Source organism: Enteractinococcus helveticum, from assembly GCF_020742345.1.
Lineage (GTDB): Bacteria > Actinomycetota > Actinomycetes > Actinomycetales > Micrococcaceae > Yaniella > Yaniella helvetica_A.
Window position 1 is genome coordinate 21,339 of record NZ_DYXC01000061.1, and the last position, 19,121, is coordinate 40,459.

Annotated in this window: 14 protein-coding genes; 2 read left to right on the forward strand and 12 right to left on the reverse strand. The window is 55.2% G+C overall.

The features are described from left to right. Nucleotide 1: 1 nt before the first annotated feature. Entirely contained in the window at nucleotides 2–1,843 is a 1,842-nt protein-coding gene (gene lepA, locus K8V32_RS04760; RefSeq protein ID WP_303903659.1) for a translation elongation factor 4, read from the reverse strand. A gap of 334 nt (nucleotides 1,844–2,177) precedes the next feature. Here lepA and rpsT point away from each other — a divergent pair, with 334 nt between their 5' ends. Next, on the forward strand, nucleotides 2,178–2,444 hold the full coding sequence (rpsT, locus tag K8V32_RS04765; RefSeq protein ID WP_303903662.1) for a 30S ribosomal protein S20: 267 nt from the start codon (nucleotides 2,178–2,180) through the stop codon (nucleotides 2,442–2,444). A gap of 79 nt (nucleotides 2,445–2,523) precedes the next feature. Here the strand turns inward: rpsT and holA are convergent, their stop codons facing one another. The 6 genes from holA to glpK all read right to left on the reverse strand — a co-directional run bounded on the left by holA (nucleotide 2,524) and on the right by glpK (nucleotide 11,848). After that, nucleotides 2,524–3,522 carry a DNA polymerase III subunit delta gene (gene holA / locus K8V32_RS04770; protein ID WP_303903665.1) on the reverse strand — a complete coding sequence of 333 codons (999 nt, stop codon included), beginning with the start codon at nucleotides 3,520–3,522 and terminating at the stop codon, nucleotides 2,524–2,526. A gap of 10 nt (nucleotides 3,523–3,532) precedes the next feature. After that, complete coding sequence (locus tag K8V32_RS04775; RefSeq protein ID WP_303903668.1) at nucleotides 3,533–5,791, reverse strand: ComEC/Rec2 family competence protein; 2,259 nt, start codon at nucleotides 5,789–5,791, stop codon at nucleotides 3,533–3,535. Nucleotides 5,792–6,018: 227 nt separating this feature from the next. Next, the gene (locus tag K8V32_RS04780; protein ID WP_303903672.1) at nucleotides 6,019–6,699 is read right to left on the reverse strand and encodes a helix-hairpin-helix domain-containing protein; all 681 of its coding nucleotides are present in this window, start codon (nucleotides 6,697–6,699) and stop codon (nucleotides 6,019–6,021) included. Between the two features lie 97 nt (nucleotides 6,700–6,796). Beyond that, the gene (locus K8V32_RS04785; RefSeq protein ID WP_303903675.1) at nucleotides 6,797–7,762 is read right to left on the reverse strand and encodes a DegV family protein; all 966 of its coding nucleotides are present in this window, start codon (nucleotides 7,760–7,762) and stop codon (nucleotides 6,797–6,799) included. A gap of 7 nt (nucleotides 7,763–7,769) precedes the next feature. Then, a complete protein-coding gene (gene leuS / locus K8V32_RS04790; protein ID WP_303903678.1) occupies nucleotides 7,770–10,262 on the reverse strand; it encodes a leucine--tRNA ligase in 2,493 nt (830 codons plus the stop codon). Between the two features lie 53 nt (nucleotides 10,263–10,315). Then, nucleotides 10,316–11,848 carry a glycerol kinase GlpK gene (glpK, locus tag K8V32_RS04795; RefSeq protein WP_303903681.1) on the reverse strand — a complete coding sequence of 511 codons (1,533 nt, stop codon included), beginning with the start codon at nucleotides 11,846–11,848 and terminating at the stop codon, nucleotides 10,316–10,318. A gap of 79 nt (nucleotides 11,849–11,927) precedes the next feature. Here glpK and K8V32_RS04800 point away from each other — a divergent pair, with 79 nt between their 5' ends. Then, nucleotides 11,928–12,884: an alpha/beta fold hydrolase gene (locus K8V32_RS04800; RefSeq protein ID WP_303903683.1), complete on the forward strand. Its 957-nt coding sequence runs from the start codon at nucleotides 11,928–11,930 to the stop codon at nucleotides 12,882–12,884. 475 nt (nucleotides 12,885–13,359) lie between these two features. Here the strand turns inward: K8V32_RS04800 and K8V32_RS04805 are convergent, their stop codons facing one another. The 5 genes from K8V32_RS04805 to gmk form a co-directional block, all read right to left on the reverse strand. Continuing rightward, the gene (locus K8V32_RS04805) at nucleotides 13,360–15,444 is read right to left on the reverse strand and encodes a primosomal protein N' family DNA-binding protein (RefSeq protein WP_303903687.1); all 2,085 of its coding nucleotides are present in this window, start codon (nucleotides 15,442–15,444) and stop codon (nucleotides 13,360–13,362) included. Nucleotide 15,445: 1 nt separating this feature from the next. Then, nucleotides 15,446–16,696, reverse strand: a complete 1,251-nt coding sequence (metK, locus tag K8V32_RS04810; RefSeq protein ID WP_524536685.1) for a methionine adenosyltransferase — start codon at nucleotides 16,694–16,696, stop codon at nucleotides 15,446–15,448. A 62-nt stretch (nucleotides 16,697–16,758) separates the two neighbouring features. Continuing rightward, nucleotides 16,759–17,979, reverse strand: a complete 1,221-nt coding sequence (gene coaBC / locus K8V32_RS04815; RefSeq protein WP_303903690.1) for a bifunctional phosphopantothenoylcysteine decarboxylase/phosphopantothenate--cysteine ligase CoaBC — start codon at nucleotides 17,977–17,979, stop codon at nucleotides 16,759–16,761. 33 nt (nucleotides 17,980–18,012) lie between these two features. Then, nucleotides 18,013–18,384, reverse strand: a complete 372-nt coding sequence (gene rpoZ / locus K8V32_RS04820) for a DNA-directed RNA polymerase subunit omega (protein WP_303903693.1) — start codon at nucleotides 18,382–18,384, stop codon at nucleotides 18,013–18,015. A gap of 64 nt (nucleotides 18,385–18,448) precedes the next feature. Continuing rightward, nucleotides 18,449–19,060, reverse strand: coding sequence for a guanylate kinase (gene gmk / locus K8V32_RS04825; protein ID WP_303903782.1), 612 nt, complete (start codon nucleotides 19,058–19,060; stop codon nucleotides 18,449–18,451). Nucleotides 19,061–19,121 lie beyond the last annotated feature (61 nt).

Here is a 19,121-nt window from a genome sequence, read left to right on the forward strand (position 1 = left end):
TCTACTTGCTATCCGTATCTGTTGAGAGGGCTGCGATGAACGCCTCTTGAGGCACTTCAACAGTACCGACCATCTTCATGCGCTTCTTGCCTTCTTTTTGTTTCTCGAGCAGCTTGCGTTTACGCGAGATGTCACCGCCATAACATTTCGACAGTACATCCTTGCGGATCGCTCGGATATTCTCCCGAGCGATGATGCGCGACCCAATAGCAGCCTGGATGGGCACTTCGAACTGTTGACGCGGAATGAGTTCTTTAAGCTTCGAGGTCATCTTGACGCCATAGGAGTATGCATGATCACGGTGGGTAATCGCTGAGAAGGCATCCACGGTGTCACCTTGCAATAAGATGTCGACTTTAACCAGGTCTGACACTTGTGAACCTTGTTGCTGCCAGTTCAGGGAAGCATAGCCTTTGGTGCGCGACTTTAATAGGTCAAAGTAGTCGAAGACGATTTCTGCCAGCGGAATCCAGTAACGGATCTCAACGCGTTCTTCGGATAGGTAATCCATGCCGTCAAGCTGACCGCGTTTGCTCTGCGACAGTTCCATAACGGCACCGATAAATTCCGAAGGAACGATAATAGTTGCCATCGCCATGGGCTCTTCGACTTCTAGAATCTTTCCTTCAGGAAACTCCGAAGGATTCGTCACGCGCACCACCGTGCCATCTTCGGTGGTGACGTTGTAGATAACGTTTGGTGCCGTCGAGATCAGGTCGAGATTATATTCCCGTTCAAGTCGTTCACGAACAATTTCCAAGTGCAATAAGCCCAGAAAACCGACACGGAAACCGAAGCCAAGTGCAACAGAGGTTTCCGGTTCGTAGCTCAGTGCGGCGTCGTTGAGCTGCAGTTTTTCTAAAGCTTCTCGGAGTGCGGGGTAATCGGATCCGTCGATCGGATACAAACCGGAAAACACCATAGGTAGCGGTTCACTGTATCCGCCGATAGGTTCTTCAGCGGGTTTGTTCTTTAAGGTGACAGTGTCACCGACTTTTGATTCAGAGACATCTTTGACACCGGTGATCAAGTAACCGACTTCTCCTACGCCTAGGCCTTTACCAGGAATGGCGACTGGCGAGTAGACGCCGGTTTCTTGGAGCTCGTATTCAGCTCCGGTGGCCATCATCCGGATGCCCTCACGAGGACTAAGCTTGCCGTCAACCATCCGGACATAAGTAATGACTCCGCGGTAGGTGTCATAGATCGAGTCAAAGATCATTGCGCGCGCTGGTGCGTCAACGTTCCCAGACGGCGCAGGGACCGCATTAACTACGCGGTCAAGTAAAGCTTCGACGCCTTCACCGGTCTTACCAGAGACTCGCAGAACGTCATCTGGGTCAACACCAATCAGATTGGCGATCTCAAGTGCGTAGCGCTCTGGATCAGCTGCCGGCAGGTCGATTTTATTGAGAACAGGGATGATCTCAAGATCGTGTTCCATGGCCATATAGAGGTTTGCCAGGGTCTGTGCCTCAATTCCCTGTGCGGCATCCACAAGCAAAATTGCCCCTTCGCAGGCGGCCAATGATCGTGATACTTCGTAGGCGAAGTCCACGTGCCCAGGGGTGTCAATCATATTGAGAATATAGTCGTGGCCATCGACTTTCCATGGCATGCGCACGGCTTGAGATTTGATGGTGATCCCACGTTCGCGTTCGATGTCCATGTTGTCAAGGAACTGGCTTTGCATATCGCGTGGCGCAACCACATTGGTATTTTGCAGCATGCGGTCTGCAAGAGTGGATTTGCCATGGTCAATATGTGCGACGATACAAAAGTTCCGAATAACCGATGGATCGGTAGAACCGGGCTGAGGCGGGTTGGACGCCACTGGCGACACGTGCACCATCCTTCTTGTGTATATTGGCTGCTGGTCAAACCGGTTGCAGCACAACTAAATTTTCTTGTTGCACTATTGTTTCACGTTTCATGACTTAGAGCGACAACATATCGAGCATGGTCAGCTGCCTGGTAGCGAACACCCGAGCGGGTCGTGCTATTCGTCTGCGCAATTCGCTGTCTATGCCAGAGTTTGGTAGAATTATCCGCTGTGTGTCCGCGCAGGTCGACGGGCACTCTTGCCGGGGCTTTCCAAGGTGCCCCCACACCGCTCAGTCGCTTCGGCAGGAATACCCCTCAACGACCCACATTTTTCGAATGGATAGGACCAGTAATTGGCTAATCTGAAATCTTCAAAAAAGCGCGCGATCACGAACGAAAAACGTCGTGAACGCAACACCGCGATCAAGTCTGAACTGAAGACTGTGCTTCGCAAAGTCAACAAAGCTGTTCAGTCAGGCGATAAAGCCGCTGCTGAACAGGCTTTGGCAGTTGCCAGCCGTAAGCTGGACAAGGCTGTGAGCAAGGGGGCTATCCATCGCAATAACGCTGCAAACCGGAAATCCGGTGCTGCAGCTCGTGTTAACGCTATGGATGCCTAAGTTCAAATAGAACGAACACACGCTTTGAGGCCGTGACGATCACTATGGTTGTCACGGCCTCGATGCTTTAACCCACCGTTCAACGGTGTTTGGCAAGACCCGCGATCTTGGTGACCATACGTTCAACCGCGAAGTCTGCGTCACGTGCTTGGCCCTTGGCTTCAGCATCTGCCCTAGCGATAAGTTCGATAGCTCCGGCAATATTTACCGGGGTCCAATGCCGCGCTGTAGAAGCCACACGTTGGGCTTGCCACGGGGCCATACCCAGCGCTGAGGCGACTTGTCCAGCGGCCATTTTTGCGTCGATAATCCGTGCCACCTGGCGAGCTTTCAAGGCAAATGATGCGGTGATCGCCACTGGCTGCACACCGGTTGCTAATGCATGACGTAGTAAGGCAATAGCCGATCCAAGTTGCCCGTCCAAGGCTGCATCGGCGACTTTGAACGCGGTAGCTTGGACACGACCACCGTAATATTTTTCGACAATCTCCACGCTGATAGTGCCTTCGGTGTCGGCAATCAACTGGCTGGCCGCAGCAGCGAGTTCTCCAAGGTCTTGGCCAATGGAATCAGCTAAGGAGCGAACTGCGTCTAAGTCGATTTTCCGGCGGGCGCTTCGGAATTCTGCCTGCAAAAATTCCATTCTGTCCCGATCGGACTTGATCGGTTTAGCCTCGATAAATTGACCGGTTTTCTTTAGCGCATCCAACAGACGTTTACCGCGTGTCCCGCCGGCGTGCAAGCCTAAAAACGTTACGTCAGGGTTGGGATCTTGCAGGTAGGCTAACCCATCAGTGACAAAAGCGTCGGTCATCTTTTGCATATCTGCAAAGACCAACAACTTCTTCTCCCCAAATAGTGAGGGACTTGCGAGGACTTGTAGCTCTCCAGCTTGATATTCGGCTGCTGACAGATGGTGGATTTCCGTGTCGGGTTCATCTTTTTTCAGCTGCGATTTCACGGATTCGGTGACGGCCGAGTGAATGTATTCTTCACTGCCCTGCACGAGGATCAGTGGGCTCGCCAGCACATTACGCCAGGATGTATCGGAAGTTTTTGTACGTCGAGTTGCGGCCATGGGCTTGAGTCTATCGTTCTGCAGCAACCAATGCGTGACTGTGCTGAAAGGTCACCGCAAAAGTGCCGTCGAGATCCGTTCTGTGAAGTTGGATTCGTGGACCCAACGCCTCTAATATTTCCGGGTGCGGATGACCGTAGGTGTTATTCTCTCCCACCCCAATCAGGGCCATCCGGGGGCTAGTATGTTCAATCAGCTCAGTTCCTCCATTTTTTGCTCCATGGTGTGACAATTTGAGAATATCGACATCTGCCGGGATGCGTTGTTCGCCCAAGAGCTTTGCTGCAAGGTCTTCTTCAGCGTCTCCAGTAAACAGTGCGGTCACAGTTCCTCCGTGTCGGTAGATTTCCAGAAACAGCATAATCGAGGCGTTGTTTTCATTTTGAGCAGTCCTGTCCGCGCTCAGAATCGACCAGCGTACTTGTACCGCATGGTCTGGATCATGTTGTGCGTGATCAATCACGCCAACCACCGGCTGGTCGGCCTGTCGAGCTGTGTCGGGCAGGTCCGTTGATGTTGGCGAATAGGTATCATCAGAACCGGTAGAAAATATTATGTCTTGTGGTGTGGCAACATTTAATACGCCTTGTATGCCTCCCACATGATCTGCATGAAGGTGTGTCACGACGACGAGATCAAGATGCTCTACTGCTGCTGCTTCCAGGCACTGTCGGGCACGATCTGGATCCGGTCCGCTATCAATCACCATGGCCGAGTCGGATCCAGTGCGGATCAGGAACATATCACCCTGGCCGACATCACAGCCGACAATATCCCAATCAGCATCCACTGTCGTTGGTCGTATAGGCCAGAACGCCACGAGGTGGGCAACAAGTGCCACGACCACCAAACTCAACTGAATAATGTTGGCCATGGTGAGCCGCTGTACTGCAGCGGTGAGGACGCCAAACCATCCTGCTTGGGGCGAATCAATTTTGACTGCTGGTTTTGAATGTCGTTGGCGGCGTAGAAGTTTTAGCAGGACAATACAGCTGGCGGTCCAATGCAATACAATCAATACGGTTCCTGCCAAGCCTTCAGGCCAGGGAAGCATTGCTCCAGGCAAGTTGGTAACACTGGTGGCGATCCAGCCGATGGCTGCCGTAGGCAGTGACACAGCGTGCAGCAGGAGTTGCGCTATGCCAGGTGCCACGATGCCTAATCCGGCTGCCACCGTGCCGGGAATGGTGATCATAGGTAACAGTGGCGTGGCCAAGAGGTTGGCGAGCAAAGAATATGGACTGACATAATCGATGAACGTCAGCAGCAGTGGTTGACAGGCCAATTGTGCGGTAGCAGAGATTGCAAAAGACGAACTGAGCATCGTTGCCCAGAAATTCGGAAGGACTTTCTCCAGCATCGGGCGGCACCAGGCTTCAAGTGGCTGAGCGCCCAGCACAATTCCTGCTGTGGCCGCAACAGATAATTGAAAGCCGACCTCGTGTATCAGTTCCGGCGACATGGTAAGTATAACGATGGTTGATAATGCCAAGATCGGCAGTACTTGAGAGCCGCGACCATAAAATAGAGCCCACGCGCCGATAGCGCCCATGGTTGCAGCGCGAATTATGGACGGCTGCATTCCTACAATTTGAACAAACAATACCAAGGTGGCCAGGAATGCTGCGATCACAACAGAACGTGGCAAACGAAGGCTGCGAAATAATATGGTTGCTGCCGATGCAATCAGTGACGTGTGAGCACCTGAAACCGCCGATAGATGACTCAGACCCGATACTTTCATCGCGTGGTCAATTTCTTCTGACTGTTGAGACCGGTCTCCGAGAATGAGCCCGGGTAACAGTTCTGGAGCAAAGCTGATGGTCTGATTGGCCTGGGTTCGCAGCGTTTCTCGAAGTGAATCGCGACCAGTTATTGTTGGTTCACTCGCCCCGTTAGCGCAGCTACCAGGGTGTGTTGCTGCAGTGGCTTGAACAAATACTGATGTTTCATTGTCAGTAACGCGACCGATGAAACACGCTTGATCTTCGGCTGCCAGATCATTCCAACTTTGGTCCCCGGAAATTACGATCTTAGCGGGGTGGGGTGTGAGGATAAGATCTTTGCCATAGGCCTCAACATCAGCCGTGACAAACCAACTGGTGCCAAAAGGTCCATCGCGTTTCACTGGGTCAGTCGCTAAGCGCACGGACATCCGTGCGGTGCCCTGGGTGTCAACAAAGTCCAACCAGCCAGAGGTTTGGGCCGTTGTTTGTTGATACTGCACCATCACTGCTGCAGGAGTCGCAGTCCAGCACGCAATCGACAAGAGAAGTACACCCTGGACGATACGTTTGCCACGTGACTTTCGGAAACACGCAACGACCGACAACGTCAGCACACCGAGGAAACCAAGAATCCACGGAACTCGTTGTACCCATGCAATAGATAATTCAGGCCCTATCAAACATACTAGAACCGTAAGGACTGCAGCAGGGATTAGCCGTATATCAATGGGGGCAGCAATATCGTCTGGCTTAATGTGGTCTTGTTGCATTACCACGTCACAAGCCCGTCGAGTCGTTCTAAGGTGGCAGGGCCAATCCCTGAAACGGCTTCGAGGTCGGATAATTGTGCGAAAGCTCCGTGCTGTTCTCGATGGGCGATGATCTTTTCGGCAGTGGCGGGACCAACACCCGGTAAGGTTTCTAACTCAGTAGAATCGGCGGTGTTGAGGTTGACTGTGGGATTGCTGCCGGCAAGGCCCGTCCCGCCAGAGGGCAGTGAATTTGGTGGTGCTTCTGCTGTGGTTTGACGATCGGGGACCAAAATATATTCGCCGTCGTTGACGATCGCGGCGAGATTTAATGCATCCATGTGTGCTTCGTCGGTTGGTCCACCAGCGTTGTCAATGGCATCAATGACTCTGGCCGTGGGCTCAAGTTCAACTATGCCAGGCTGTTGCACCTCGCCTGCAACATGCACGATAAGTAGGTCGCGTTGTGTCTCCTCGGGAACTGATGCATCATCCACGGGTGGGTCAAATGGTTCCGGTTCGGTGTTATTGACGGTCAGAGCGGAGTCTGGTGTGGCCTCATGGTCAGTCGTGAGCCACCGAAATCCCAGGATCGTCAGGATAATAATGATTACCATGAGCACAGCCGATAGCGCGATCTTGGTGCGCCAGATCGGTGCTTGTTGCGATTGCCCGAGGGGTTCGGCTAGATGTTTTGCCATACCATCTAGCGTGCAATCTCTGATGTCTACTGCTGGCGGCTAACCCAAGCAATGTGGATAGTAGGGGCCTGATGATGCTAGCTGGGGATAACTTAACCTAGGCCGTGCCGTAACTGGCATAATCGAGGTCTGGGCTTATGGAGATTCCCAGTGCGCCCAAGCCTAAGTGGGCTGCCAGGACGGCGGGTAAACGCACGACAGGCACTGGCATCGAAGAGTGCTCTTGGAGTTCGCCTGCGATTTGGTGGGCCATGTCGTAATCGCCGTAGGACTGGACGCTGAGTCGAACTGGCGGTGGTACCGAAGTGGCAATATCGGTGATGATCGACAGTGCTTTGGCCTCACTACGCGGCCGGTCAAGCAGTTCGATAGCACCGTCGTTGAGTTGCATGACAGGACGTACCTGTAGCAGCTGTCCCAGGATACCGGCCAAGGCTGAAATACGACCACCCTTGCGCAGCGTTTCCAGGTTTGGGACGGTAAAGATCGTCTGCCCGACCTGGGTCTGTCGCGTGGCGACGCTGGCAAGATATTGCGGTGAAAGGCCTAATCGAGTGCGGATCAGCACGTCAAGTACGGCATTTCCTAACGACAGCCCAGCACTATGCGAATCCAGGACCGTCACAGGTATCGACGACGTCTGGGCAGCCACTCGTGCAGCGTCCGTAGTGCCAGACAATTTTGACGACAGGTGGATCGACAGAATATGGCCGTAGCCTTGTTCGGCGATGTATTTATACAGGGCTGAAAATTGTCCCGGCGACGGGCGCGAAGTACGCAGTGCGGTGCCGGATGCCAAGGCGATGGACAGATCGTGATGAAGAGTGTCGTCCTCCTCATTATAAATCTGATCACCGATCATCACCGGAATAGGGATGATAAAGAGATCTGAACCATTAGGTAGTTTGTAGACTGCATCGGGTAAGGCTGCTGAGGTGTCGGTGACAATGGCTACCCGGTCGCGTCGCTGCGGTTTGATGTAGCGTGCCCAACCGACCGCTTCGCTGCGTACTTCACGCGAGCGAACGGTCAGTCGGGCGATCCACGGGGCAATTTCGGTCATAGTGGGGTTAACCCACCACGAAGTTCACGAGCTTGCCTTTGACCACAATGACTTTGCGAATCTGTTTATCGCCGATGGCGCGCTGCACGTTTTGTGATTCGCGAGCCATGGTTTCCAGTTCCTGTTCGGAAATATCGGCGGGGGCTTCGAAGCGGTCGCGCAGTTTGCCTTGGACTTGGGCGATCACGGTGATTTTGTCTTCGACCAGCAGGGATTCATCAACGTTGAGCCAAGTCGACCGGGCGACAGATGGTTCATGGCCTAGCATCGCCCACATGTCTTCGGCGGTGTATGGAGCCACCAGTGACAATAATTGGGCAACCACTTCGGCTGCCTCACGTACTGCCGGATCGGCGGCTCCGGCGCCGTTGTCGATTTCCTTACGGGTGGCGTTGACTAATTCCATGGTGCGGGCAATGACCACGTTGAACTTCTGATCGTCCAAGAGACTCTGCACTTCGTAGACGATCTTATGGGTGGTCTGGCGCAATGCTAGCGCCCCGGTGGATGGGTCAGTGCCGGGTGCTGAGTCAGCGTACTGGACGTCTTGTGCCAGCCGCCAAGCACGGGCCAGGAATTTCAGGGAGGCGCCGGGGGCGACGTCGGCCCAGTCAATGTCGTCTTCTGGCGGTGAGGCGAATACCATGGTCAGTCGGATGGCGTCGACCCCGAATTCATCGAGTTGTACGCCTAAATCCACCCCGTTGCCGAGTGATTTAGACATCGCTTTGCCGCCGTTGAGCACTTGACCCTGGTTGAGCAGTCGTGCAAATGGTTCTGTGAAATTGACCAGTCCCATGTCGTAGAGGGCTTTGGTGAAGAAGCGTGAGTATAGCAGGTGCAGGATCGCGTGTTCGACACCGCCAACGTATTGGTCCACAGGCGCCCAACGATCTAGGCGATCGCGGTCCCAGACTTGTTGGCTGTTTTTGGAGTCGGTAAAGCGCATGTAGTACCAGGATGAATCCACGAAGGTGTCCATGGTGTCGGTGTCACGGGTGGCGGCACCGCCACAAGTCGGGCATTCAACGTTGACCCAGTCTTCGGCAGCTTCTAGTGGCGATTTGCCCTTGGGGGCCAGCTGTTGGCCGTGAAGATCAGTGGGCAGCTGGACTGGCAGTTGATCGGCAGGCACGGGAACCAAGCCGCAGCCATCACAGTGGATGATTGGGATGGGGGTTCCCCAGAAACGCTGGCGAGACAGCAGCCAGTCACGCAGGCGGTAATTGACGGAGGCTTCGCCGGTGCCTTTAGCGGCCAGCAGTTCAATAGCTTTGTCGATCGCGGCTTGACCGGACAGGCCGTCCAGTTGGCCAGAGTTGATGTTGGTGCCGGACTCGGTGGTGGCAACCCCGGTATCTTCGGGATTGTCTTCACCGGTATCAACCACCGTGCGTACCGGTAGGTTCATGGCACGGGCAAAGTCCATGTCGCGCTGGTCGTGGGCAGGAACCGCCATGATCGCACCGGTACCGTAGTCGGCCAGTACATAATCGGATGCCCAGACGGGGACGCGTTCACCGGAGAGCGGGTTGATGCCGTAGCGACCCAAAAAGACGCCAGTCTTGGGTCGATCAGCCGACTGGCGGTCGATATCGGAAACGTGTTTAAGTTCTTCGCGATAGCTAGCCAGTGCGTCGGCATGGTCTTCGGTGACCAGTTCTTCGGCCAGATCAGCATCCGCGGCGATCACCATAAAGGTTGCACCGTACAGCGTGTCCGGACGGGTCGTGTACACCTCAATTTCGGGGCCGTCTTCGATCGCAAAGGTTACGGTCGCTCCGGTGGATTTGCCGATCCAATTGCGCTGCATATTCAGTACCCGTTCGGGCCACTGACCTTCCAGTGCGTCCATGTCTTGGAGCAGACGTTCAGCATAGTCAGTGATCTTGAAATACCACTGTTCCAGGGCCTTCTTGGTCACTTCGGTGCCACAGCGTTCACACGCGCCGTCAACAACCTGTTCGTTTGCCAGTACGGTTTGGTCTTTGGGGCACCAGTTAACCTGAGATTTCTTGCGGTAGGTAAGGCCGCGTTCATAAAACTTCAGAAACAGCCACTGAGTCCACTTGTAATATTCGGGATCAGAGGTGTGCAGGATGGTGTCCCAGTCGACCGAGATCGCATAGCGCTCAAACGAGGAGCGTTGCGTGGCAATGTTGTTATAGGTCCATTCGGCTGGGTGGGCATCGCGGGCAATTGCGGCGTTTTCGGCGGGCAGACCAAAGGAATCCCAGCCAATGGGGTGCAGTACATCGTAGCCGCGCAGCATCCAGTAGCGGGAGACGACGTCGCCCATGGCAAATGCCTCAGCGTGGCCCATGTGTAGGTCACCAGACGGGTAGGGGAACATATCCAGCACGTAGCGGCGGGGGCGTGTGCCGTCGTCGGCGGCTTTGAAAATCTTATTCTTTTCCCAAAAGCCGGCCCAGCGCTTCTCGATGGCTGCAAACGAATATTCTTCACGCTCGGTTGCGGCTTGCTTCGATGTGTTCGTCACGATGTCCTGTCTACACTCGGTCAAAAGGTCAAATCTAATCTAAGACTAGTATTCTAACCCGGTTGGTCAACTGGCCACCCAATCGCATGGTCAATTGCAGCGTGCCAGCCGGAGATCAATCGGGCGCGTTGCTCCGGATCAATATGTGGGCTCCAGTGGCCACCGGACTGCCACAGGGCGCGAAGCTGCTTGGTTGAGGACCATATGCCGACACCCAAACCGGCCGCATAAGCGGCACCGCGGGCGGTGGTTTCCACATCGGCGTTGCGGTGGATGTCAACGTCGAGGATGTCGGCTTGGAATTGCATCAGCTGATCGTTGATACTCATCCCGCCGTCAACATTCAGACGGCGCAGTGTTTCTCCAGTGTCGGCTTCAACGGCCGCCACCACGTCGAGGGTTTGATATGCGGTGGCTTCTAGTGTGGCACGGGCGATGTGACCGGCGGTGGCATAGCTGGTCAGCCCAATGATTGTTCCGGAGGCATCTGGGCGCCACCACGGGGCAAATAGGCCCGAGAACGCCGGCACGAAGTACACTCCCCCGTTGTCTTCGACGCTATTAGCCAGGGTTTCAATATCTGCCGAGTGCTGGATAATGCCCAGCTGGTCACGCAGCCACTGGACCACCGAACCGGCCTGAGCCACTGAACCTTCCAGCGCGTAGACGGGGTCTTGGCCCGGTAGTTGATAGGCAACCGTGGTCAGTAATCCCGACGACGATAACACCGGTTCGTGGCCGGTGTTATACAACAGAAAACACCCGGTGCCGTACGTATTCTTGGCTTCACCGGCTGAGAAGATCGTTTGGCCAAAGCTTGCGGCTTGTTGGTCGCCCAGGACCCCGGTGATGGGCACCCCTGCAACGGCGAGCCCTGCGGTCACGGTGCCATAATCGTGGACCGAGGGGTAGATCTGGGGCAGGGCAGATTCCAGTATCTGTGGGTCGATGCCAAATACGTGACCAAGCTGGTAGTCCCAGGTGGCGGTGTGGATATTCATCAGCGAGGTGCGTGAGGCGTTGGTAATGTCAGTGGCATGCACCCTCCCGCCGGTCAGGTTCCACAGGATCCAGGAATCGATCGTGCCAAAGCGCAGGTTTCCGGCTTGGGCTAATCGGGCAGCGTCGTCGTTATTTGCTAATAACCAGGCGATTTTGGGCGCTGAGAAATAGGCTGACAGGTTCAGCCCGGTGGTTTGCTGCATCGCGGCGTTGTGGCCGTTTGCGATCAGGTGTTCGATGATGGCGTCGGTGCGAGCATCCTGCCACACGATCGCCCGGTGCACGGGCATCGAAGTGGTCGCGTCCCAGGCGACAATGGTTTCGCGCTGGTTCGTAATGCCTATTGCAGCGATATCGGCAGCGGTCAGGTTGGCACGGGCTAATGCAAGCGCAGACAGCTCGCGGATATTGGCCCAGATCTCGGTGGCGTCGTGTTCCACCCACCCGGGATGTGGGAAATACTGTTGGTGTTCGCGGGCAACAATGGTCACGGTGTTGCCCTGGGCATCATATAGGGCCACCCGGGTGGAGGTGGTGCCCAGGTCAAGTGCCATGATGATCGTGGATGTTGATGCTGCAACCATAAGCGTTACTTAACCACATTGCTGGGCTCGAGGTCACTCCGGGAGCGATACCATGTGCAGACTCTATAGACTGGTCGCTATGAGTTATGGGATTGCCGCCCGGTTGCGACCGCGGTTTTTAGTTCGTGACCGTGCCGTATTAACGGGACACGCCCAGCGGGATCCTCAGCGCTTCGGGGTGACGGTCACCGACCCGGTTTCAGGGGTGCCCTTTGAGGTGGCCGTGTTCAAATACCCCGGGCCGCCTGGTGCCCCGCAACTGTTGGCCGTCCATGGGTTCCGCGGTGATCACCACGGGCTGGAGCTGATTGTCGATGGGTTGACCCCGTATGAGATCTGGGTTCCGGATCTGCCGGGGTTTGGGGTGTCAGGCCCGATGCCTGATGCCCCGCACAGCGTTGAACACTATGGGCACATCGTCAACCAGATCGCACAGTTTATGGTCTCGCCTATTCTGGTGGGCCATTCTTTTGGGTCAGTCATAGCCGCCGCCGCGGTGGCTGCCAACGTAGTGGACTACCCACACCTGGTGTGTTTGAATCCGATTGCCAAACCAGCCCTGGATGCTGGAACACTGGTGGATCGTGCAGCAACCCTGGTGACCGATGGGTTTTATCGGCTCTGTGCTGCCCTGCCGTCAGGGGTGGGGCGTCGTCTACTGGGCAATAAACTCATTGTGTGGGCCACCGGCGCGTTCATGACTAAAACCGATGATCCTCGCGTATTGGCTTATACCCATGATCAGCACCAGGCATACTTCTCCGGTTTTGACTCCCCGATAACATTATTGGAGGCCTACCAGGCCTCTATCACGCACACGGTGACTGATTTCGCTGATCGTTTGTGTGTGCCTGTGACCATGATTGGTGGCGCCGACGACGAGCTGTCATCCCCACAGGATCTATCAGCCCTGGCCGAGGTGTTGGCTACCGACGACGTCGAAACGTACGTGCTACAGCACACCGGGCACCTGATGCATTACGAACGGTCGGGTGCCGTAGCAGTGTTGATGGTATCTCGCCTGACGGATGCTTAGTAGCGGCTCACCGTTCTGACCATTGTTCGGAACTGTATTTGTCGCGCGGGATCAGCTTGGATGCTTCATCGAGACTTTCCTGCGCCGTCGGGCGCCGCACGGATACAGCACACCGTGAGCCCAATAATGAACAGACCGCAATCATGATACGGCGTCGCATGGGTCACCTCCGCAGCTTGTCTCCTAGCCTAGCTGACAGGCGATGTTGTGTAACCTGCCGGATTCTCTAAGATGTTATAGAGAATACCGAAGACTCCTGAAAACCCCTGTAACCTTGATTGCGCTTCACATCACCAGGAGCATATCGACGTGGGCCAGATCGACAATATTGGGCGGTTTATCAACAATAGGGAATTCATTTGACAGGTTGACGATCTAGTGTGCCTGGCCAGCGTTGCATCCCACGGCGCCGTCCTCTGTTGAGAAGCCTGCGCGCCCGGCCGGTGGATTATGAGCGCCCCGTTCCGCCAATGGCTTACAGCACATCGATGGGGTCTATGCGCAAGCGCACTGAGGTTGTCTCTCCGCGCGCTGACAGTTGGGCACGAGTCGTTTTCAATGCTCCCACGACCTGTTCTGCGACATGATCCGGGAAGAATAACAGCGCTCGATACGTAGTCTCATCCACCGGTACCGGACCGATCCACGGAGACTCTTGCGATTGGTATGGCAGCGGAGTATTTCGAATCGTTTTCTGCACCTCATGGGATGGTCCGATCAACTCGGCCACACGCATGGCAGGAGGTAGACCCAGCTGTTGACGTTGTGCCAGTTCTCGGGTGGCCCAGGCAATGGGATTCATTTGAACAAGCGCTGCCACGGCGTCGTCATATTCTGCTGTTACGACGACGGTGCCACCTTGGCTGGAAGGTCGCACTAAGGTTGCGGCCCGCATCCAATGGCCAAGTACCTGCTCTGGAACGTTGAGTCCTTCTCGCTGGAGTTGTGCATCGCCGTCAAGTAACAGTGCAGCGGCATAACCGTCTGTGGCAACCGGTTCGGCACCCGGGGTGGCGATAACGATGGCCGGCTGCTCCCCCACCGTGACGAGCATATGGTCAGCCGAGGACGACATCACAGGTGTCATGGGAAAAGCGCGTCCCAGTTCATCCGCGGTGCGCCGGACTCCGCGAGCTCCGGCACGCAGTTGTCGACCACCGCAGTTGCTGCAGGCAAAATGGCGTTCTTTGATACCGCACCAACGACAGGTCGCCTCGTGTCGCTCGACCGAAAACCGATCGGTGAATCCAAGTGGGCCTGTGCAGTGTCGGCACCGGGCTGATTCACCGCAGTTGGAACAAAATAGTCCGGGGATAAAGCCTGCGCGAGCGACTTGCACTAGGACCGGTCCGGGGCGTCCGTGTTTGCCGTCAAGGGCTTCACGGGCTGTTTGATGCGCCAGATGCGGTATGCGGGCGATCTGGGCAAGTGGGTCACGCTCGGCATGGAATGAGTCAGCGGTAGCCACGACCCTGGGCGTAAGCGTTTTCCGTGTTGGTCGATCCGCACCGATCTGTTGGAGTTGTCCGTTGGCAACCAAGTGCTGAATCTCCAGTGCTCGTGAGGTGGATGCCAGCACCAGCCGAGCCCCGTGTTGGGTCGCTCGGAACCGTGCCACGGTGTGGACATGGAAATATGGCGTGCGCGGTTCAATAAGATGCTCGCTGGTGGGTTCCCATACAATGATCGCGTCAATGTGTTCAAGGGGTGCCCAGATAGCCGATCGGGTACCGATCACCACTCGGTGTTGGCCGGTGAGGATTTTCAAAAACGACCGGTAGCGGGCGGTATTGCCCTGTTCGCCACTGAGCATGGCAAAAGCACGTGACCCGATCCGATCTTCAAGGTGACGTTGCAGTCTGGAGAGGTGCTTATGGTCTGGAACGACAATGAGCGTGTTTTGTTCGCTGATGGCCAGTCGATGTGCGGCGTCAGCAAGAACCCCCATCGCATCCCAGCTACCATGAGCGCTGGGTAGTGTCAGAGCATAGTGGCCCCGGTGTTTTTGGATGAAGAGTTGTTCTGCGCCGTCGAGTAGAGCCCACCGGAAATTTGGGGCGCCGCTATCGGTGAGGGGGGCTTCGTTGACTTCGGGGATGGCCGGCGGTGCCGGGATGCTGTGATCTGCTATTTGTTCTGCGATTTCGCGTTCTACTCCGGCGACGCGGCGTGGCACGACGGCGCGCAACACATCGGCGGTAATGGATCCATAGTGTTGCGCGATCTGTTGGGCCAGCTCAAACACTTTGGGTTCGAGCACGGGAAGTGCAGAGACGACGGTTTTGATGGTCGTCAGTCGTGCCGCGGTCTCGATGGTATCGGTACGTCGAATGAGCCACCCGAAGAGTTGTTGATGTCCAAACCGGACTTTCACTCGAACCCCCGGTTGAGCTGCAGCATCAAGCTCTCTGGGAATCAAATAGTCGAAGTACCTATCCAGATGCAGTACTGGTGCTTCAAGCAGAATTTTAGCTACCGGTTGTTTTGGCCACCCATCAGGCGCCGGTGGCAGGCTCGCCCGGTGTTCCGGTAGGTCGAATAAAGCATCTGTTTGTGGCACATCACCAGCCTACCGCGGCACGCAACTGATCGACTTTGTCAGTGCGTTCCCAGGTGAAGTCTGGCAGTTCTCGACCGAAGTGCCCGTTGACCGCGGTGGCTTGGTAGATGGGGCGTAGCAATTGCAGATCTTGGACGATGGCTGCTGGGCGCAGGTCAAAGACCCCGTTGATGGCGTTGACGATTTGCTCGTGGCTGACTTTTTCGGTGCCGAAAGTATCCACGTACAGACCAACTGGACGAGCTTTGCCGATCGCGTAGGCGACCTGGACTTCAGCGCGAGCGGCTAAGCCTGCTGCAACGATGTTCTTAGCAACCCAGCGAGTGGCATACGCCGCCGATCGGTCAACCTTCGATGGGTCTTTACCTGAGAAGGCACCGCCGCCGTGGCGAGCCATACCACCGTAGGTGTCAACGATGATCTTTCGGCCGGTCAGGCCGGCGTCACCAACTGGTCCACCGATAACAAATGGGCCGGAGGGGTTAATGATAAATTCAGCATTCTCAGCGTTCAAACCAAAATTGACCAGCACAGGTTTGATAACGTATTCGATCACATCGGCGTGGAGCTGTTCTTGAGTAACATCGGCTAAGTGTTGAGTGGATAGAACCACGGTTTCGACCGACTGTGGTACGTGGTGTTCGTCGTAGCCAATGGTGACCTGTGTTTTACCATCTGGCAACAGGTATGGCATCGGTGAGTTATGCTGTTGGCGCACCGTGGTAAGACGCTCGGACAACCGGTGAGCCAGGTAGATCGGGGCAGGCATAAGTGCCGGGGTTTCATTTGAAGCATAGCCGAACATGATGCCCTGGTCGCCAGCGCCTTGTTTGTCGATTTCATCGACGGAGCCGTCGCGGGTTTCCAGCGATGTCGAGACACCTTGGTGAATATCTGATGACTGCTGTCCGATAGAAATATTGACACCGCAGGTGGCACCGTCAAAGCCGTTGGCGGAGGAATCGTAGCCAATGTCCAAGATGGTCTGACGCACGATATCTGGGATTTCAACATATGCGGAGGTGTTGACTTCCCCTGCAACCTGGACCAGACCGGTGGTCACCAGGGTTTCGACTGCCACCTTAGCGTTGGAGTCTTGCGCGATGATGGCATCAAGCACCGCATCAGAGATCTGGTCACAAATTTTATCGGGGTGGCCGGCGGTCACGGATTCAGAGGTAAATAATCGAAGTTGGCCGTCGCCGATGCCCTCATATGGTTCATATATGGAAGAAATATCTTTAGCAGTCACAGTATGAGAGTTTACCCCCTCCGGCTGCCTCAACAAGGCTACGATACATGGATCGTAAAACTCTACGCCAACGCGGCAGCAACCTGTTCAATAATCGCTTTGGCCACGACATCTTTGCTGCCCCGAACGGAAACTTCTTCGTGACTGTTGGCAAACAGGATAGTGACGTCGTTGTCGTCTTGGCCAAAGACTTTGCCAATTCCGACTTCATTGACTACCAGTATTTCGCAACCTTTGCGTTGCAGCTTGGCCCGTCCGTATTCCAGCGGGCTAGTGGTCTCATCGCCGGTTTCAGCAGCAAATCCAACGATAACTCGTGGTAGCGGTTGACCTGCGGCGCGTTGTTCTATGCTGGTACGCAAGACATCTTCGGTTTGTTCAAGAACAATCGTTGGAGCCGTAGCATCATCGTGTTTCTTGATCTTCTCGTTGGTAGCAGTGGCTGGTCGGAAATCGGCAACAGCCGCTGCCATAATCAGAGCGTCCTGGTGTTGAGCATGTTCCAGTACAGCGTCCAGCAAATCCCGGGTGGACTCAATACGCACTACGGTGATATTAGGGTGTGTCGGTGCCTGGACGTCCATGGCCCCGGCAATCAGCGTGACGCGTGCACCTTGTGCAGCAGCAGCCTTTGCCAGCGCTACGCCTTGTTTACCGGAGGAGCGGTTCCCCAAATACCGCACGGGGTCAAGTGCCTCCCGAGTCCCGCCTGCACTGACCACAACTGATCTGCCAGCAAGTTGATCCCCGGTCTGAGTTTCGGCAACAATCTGTTGCGTTTGGGCCCAAATGTCTTCTGGCTCAGGAAAACGTCCTTTGCCGGTATCAACACCGGTCAGACGACCAACGGCCGGTTCTATAACGTGCACACCGCGCGTGCGCAGCGTTGCAACGTTGGCCTTGGTGGCAGGATTCTCCCACATTTCGGTGTGCATGGCCGGAGCCATAACGACCGGAACTGTGGCAGTCAGCAGGATATTGCCCAGCAGATCTTCAGCTAGACCTGCGGCAGCTTTGGCGATCGAATTAGCAGTTGCTGGCGCAAGCACCACTACATCAGCACGGCGTCCCTGCAACACGTGGTTGACGTCTTCGACGGCCTCAAACGTGTCATTGTATACCGGTCGGCCCGAGAGAGCTTCCCAAGTAGGCTTGCCAACGAATTTCAGGGCCGAATCTGTGGGGACCACGTGCACCTCATGACCGTCTTCGGTCATAAGTCGCAGTAGGAGTGCAGCCTTATATGCGGCGATACCGCCGGTAACGCCTAGTACAATCCGCATGGATGCCCTCTTCAAACCTCTTGATGTGTGGTGTTATTCCTCGGAGTCTGCTGCAGGTTCCTGTGGCAGTGCGAATGGATCATCTTCATTGGCTGGCAATTCGAAGGTTGGGAATTCTTCGGCCAGTTCATCGGCAGCGGCCGCATGAACTTCTTCAACCGGCTTCATTTCTAGCAGACCTTCATCGATTTCACGCAGTGCAATCGACAGTGGCTTTTCGTTGAGCTCGGTGTCTACCAGTGGCCCAACGTATTCGAAGAGTCCTTCGTGCAGTTGGGAGTAATATGCGTTGATCTGGCGGGCGCGCTGAGCAGCGAAAAGCACCAGGGCGTATTTGGAATCAACCTTGTCGATAAGTTCATCGAGCGATGGGTTGACGATACCTTCAATTTTTTGTTCAGTCACTGACTCTCCAATAAATTTCTCCGGAGCGACCGGAGATTGTGGATATATTTGTTATTTGCCGCGGCTACTGCTGGGGTGTAGTCAACTGCATGACTTCTACCAGTCTGGCAGATGCTTGTCCAACTGTATCGTTGACAATCACGGCGTCAAATTCTGGTTCTGCAGCAAGTTCTAGTTTAGCGGTTTCTAATCTGCGCTGCTGTTCCTCGGGTGATTCGGTGCCGCGTCCCGTGAGGCGGCGCACTAGTTCTTCCCAGCTGGGTGGTGCCAGAAATACGAAAGTGGCTTCTGGCAAGGTCTGTCGCACCTGACGAGCACCCTGTAAATCAATTTCCAATAGGACGTGTCGTCCTTTTGCCAGGGCATTTTCAACCATAGAGCGGGGTGTGCCGTATTTATTCTGCCCATGGACTTGTGCCCATTCCAACATCTTGCCTTGTTTTACGAGTTCGTCAAATTGTTGATGGGACACAAATGAGTAATGCACACCATCAATTTCACCGGGACGCGGTTCCCTGGTGGTAGCTGACACTGAAAGACAGACCTGTGGGTAATGCTCGCGAATGTATTGACTTACTGTGCCCTTGCCTACAGCAGTCGGACCGGCTAACACGGTTACGGCAGGGCGTGTACCTGTGTGCTCAGGACGCAACGTCAGATCTCGGGGCTCAGGAATGACCGGTGGCGTCTGATCAGGCAAGATATTCCTCGTGGTGTGTCTGGGTGGATTCCGCTCG

Bases quoted from the DNA above. Each gene is read 5' to 3' on its own strand.
- holA (WP_303903665.1), bottom strand. From the start codon at position 3,522: ATGGCCGCAACTCGACGTACAAAAACTTCCGATACATCCTGGCGTAAT.
- K8V32_RS04780 (WP_303903672.1), bottom strand. From the start codon at position 6,699: ATGGCAAAACATCTAGCCGAACCCCTCGGGCAATCGCAACAAGCACCG.
- K8V32_RS04785 (WP_303903675.1), bottom strand. From the start codon at position 7,762: ATGACCGAAATTGCCCCGTGGATCGCCCGACTGACCGTTCGCTCGCGT.
- glpK (WP_303903681.1), bottom strand. From the start codon at position 11,848: ATGGTTGCAGCATCAACATCCACGATCATCATGGCACTTGACCTGGGC.
- K8V32_RS04800 (WP_303903683.1), top strand. From the start codon at position 11,928: ATGAGTTATGGGATTGCCGCCCGGTTGCGACCGCGGTTTTTAGTTCGT.
- coaBC (WP_303903690.1), bottom strand. From the start codon at position 17,979: ATGCGGATTGTACTAGGCGTTACCGGCGGTATCGCCGCATATAAGGCT.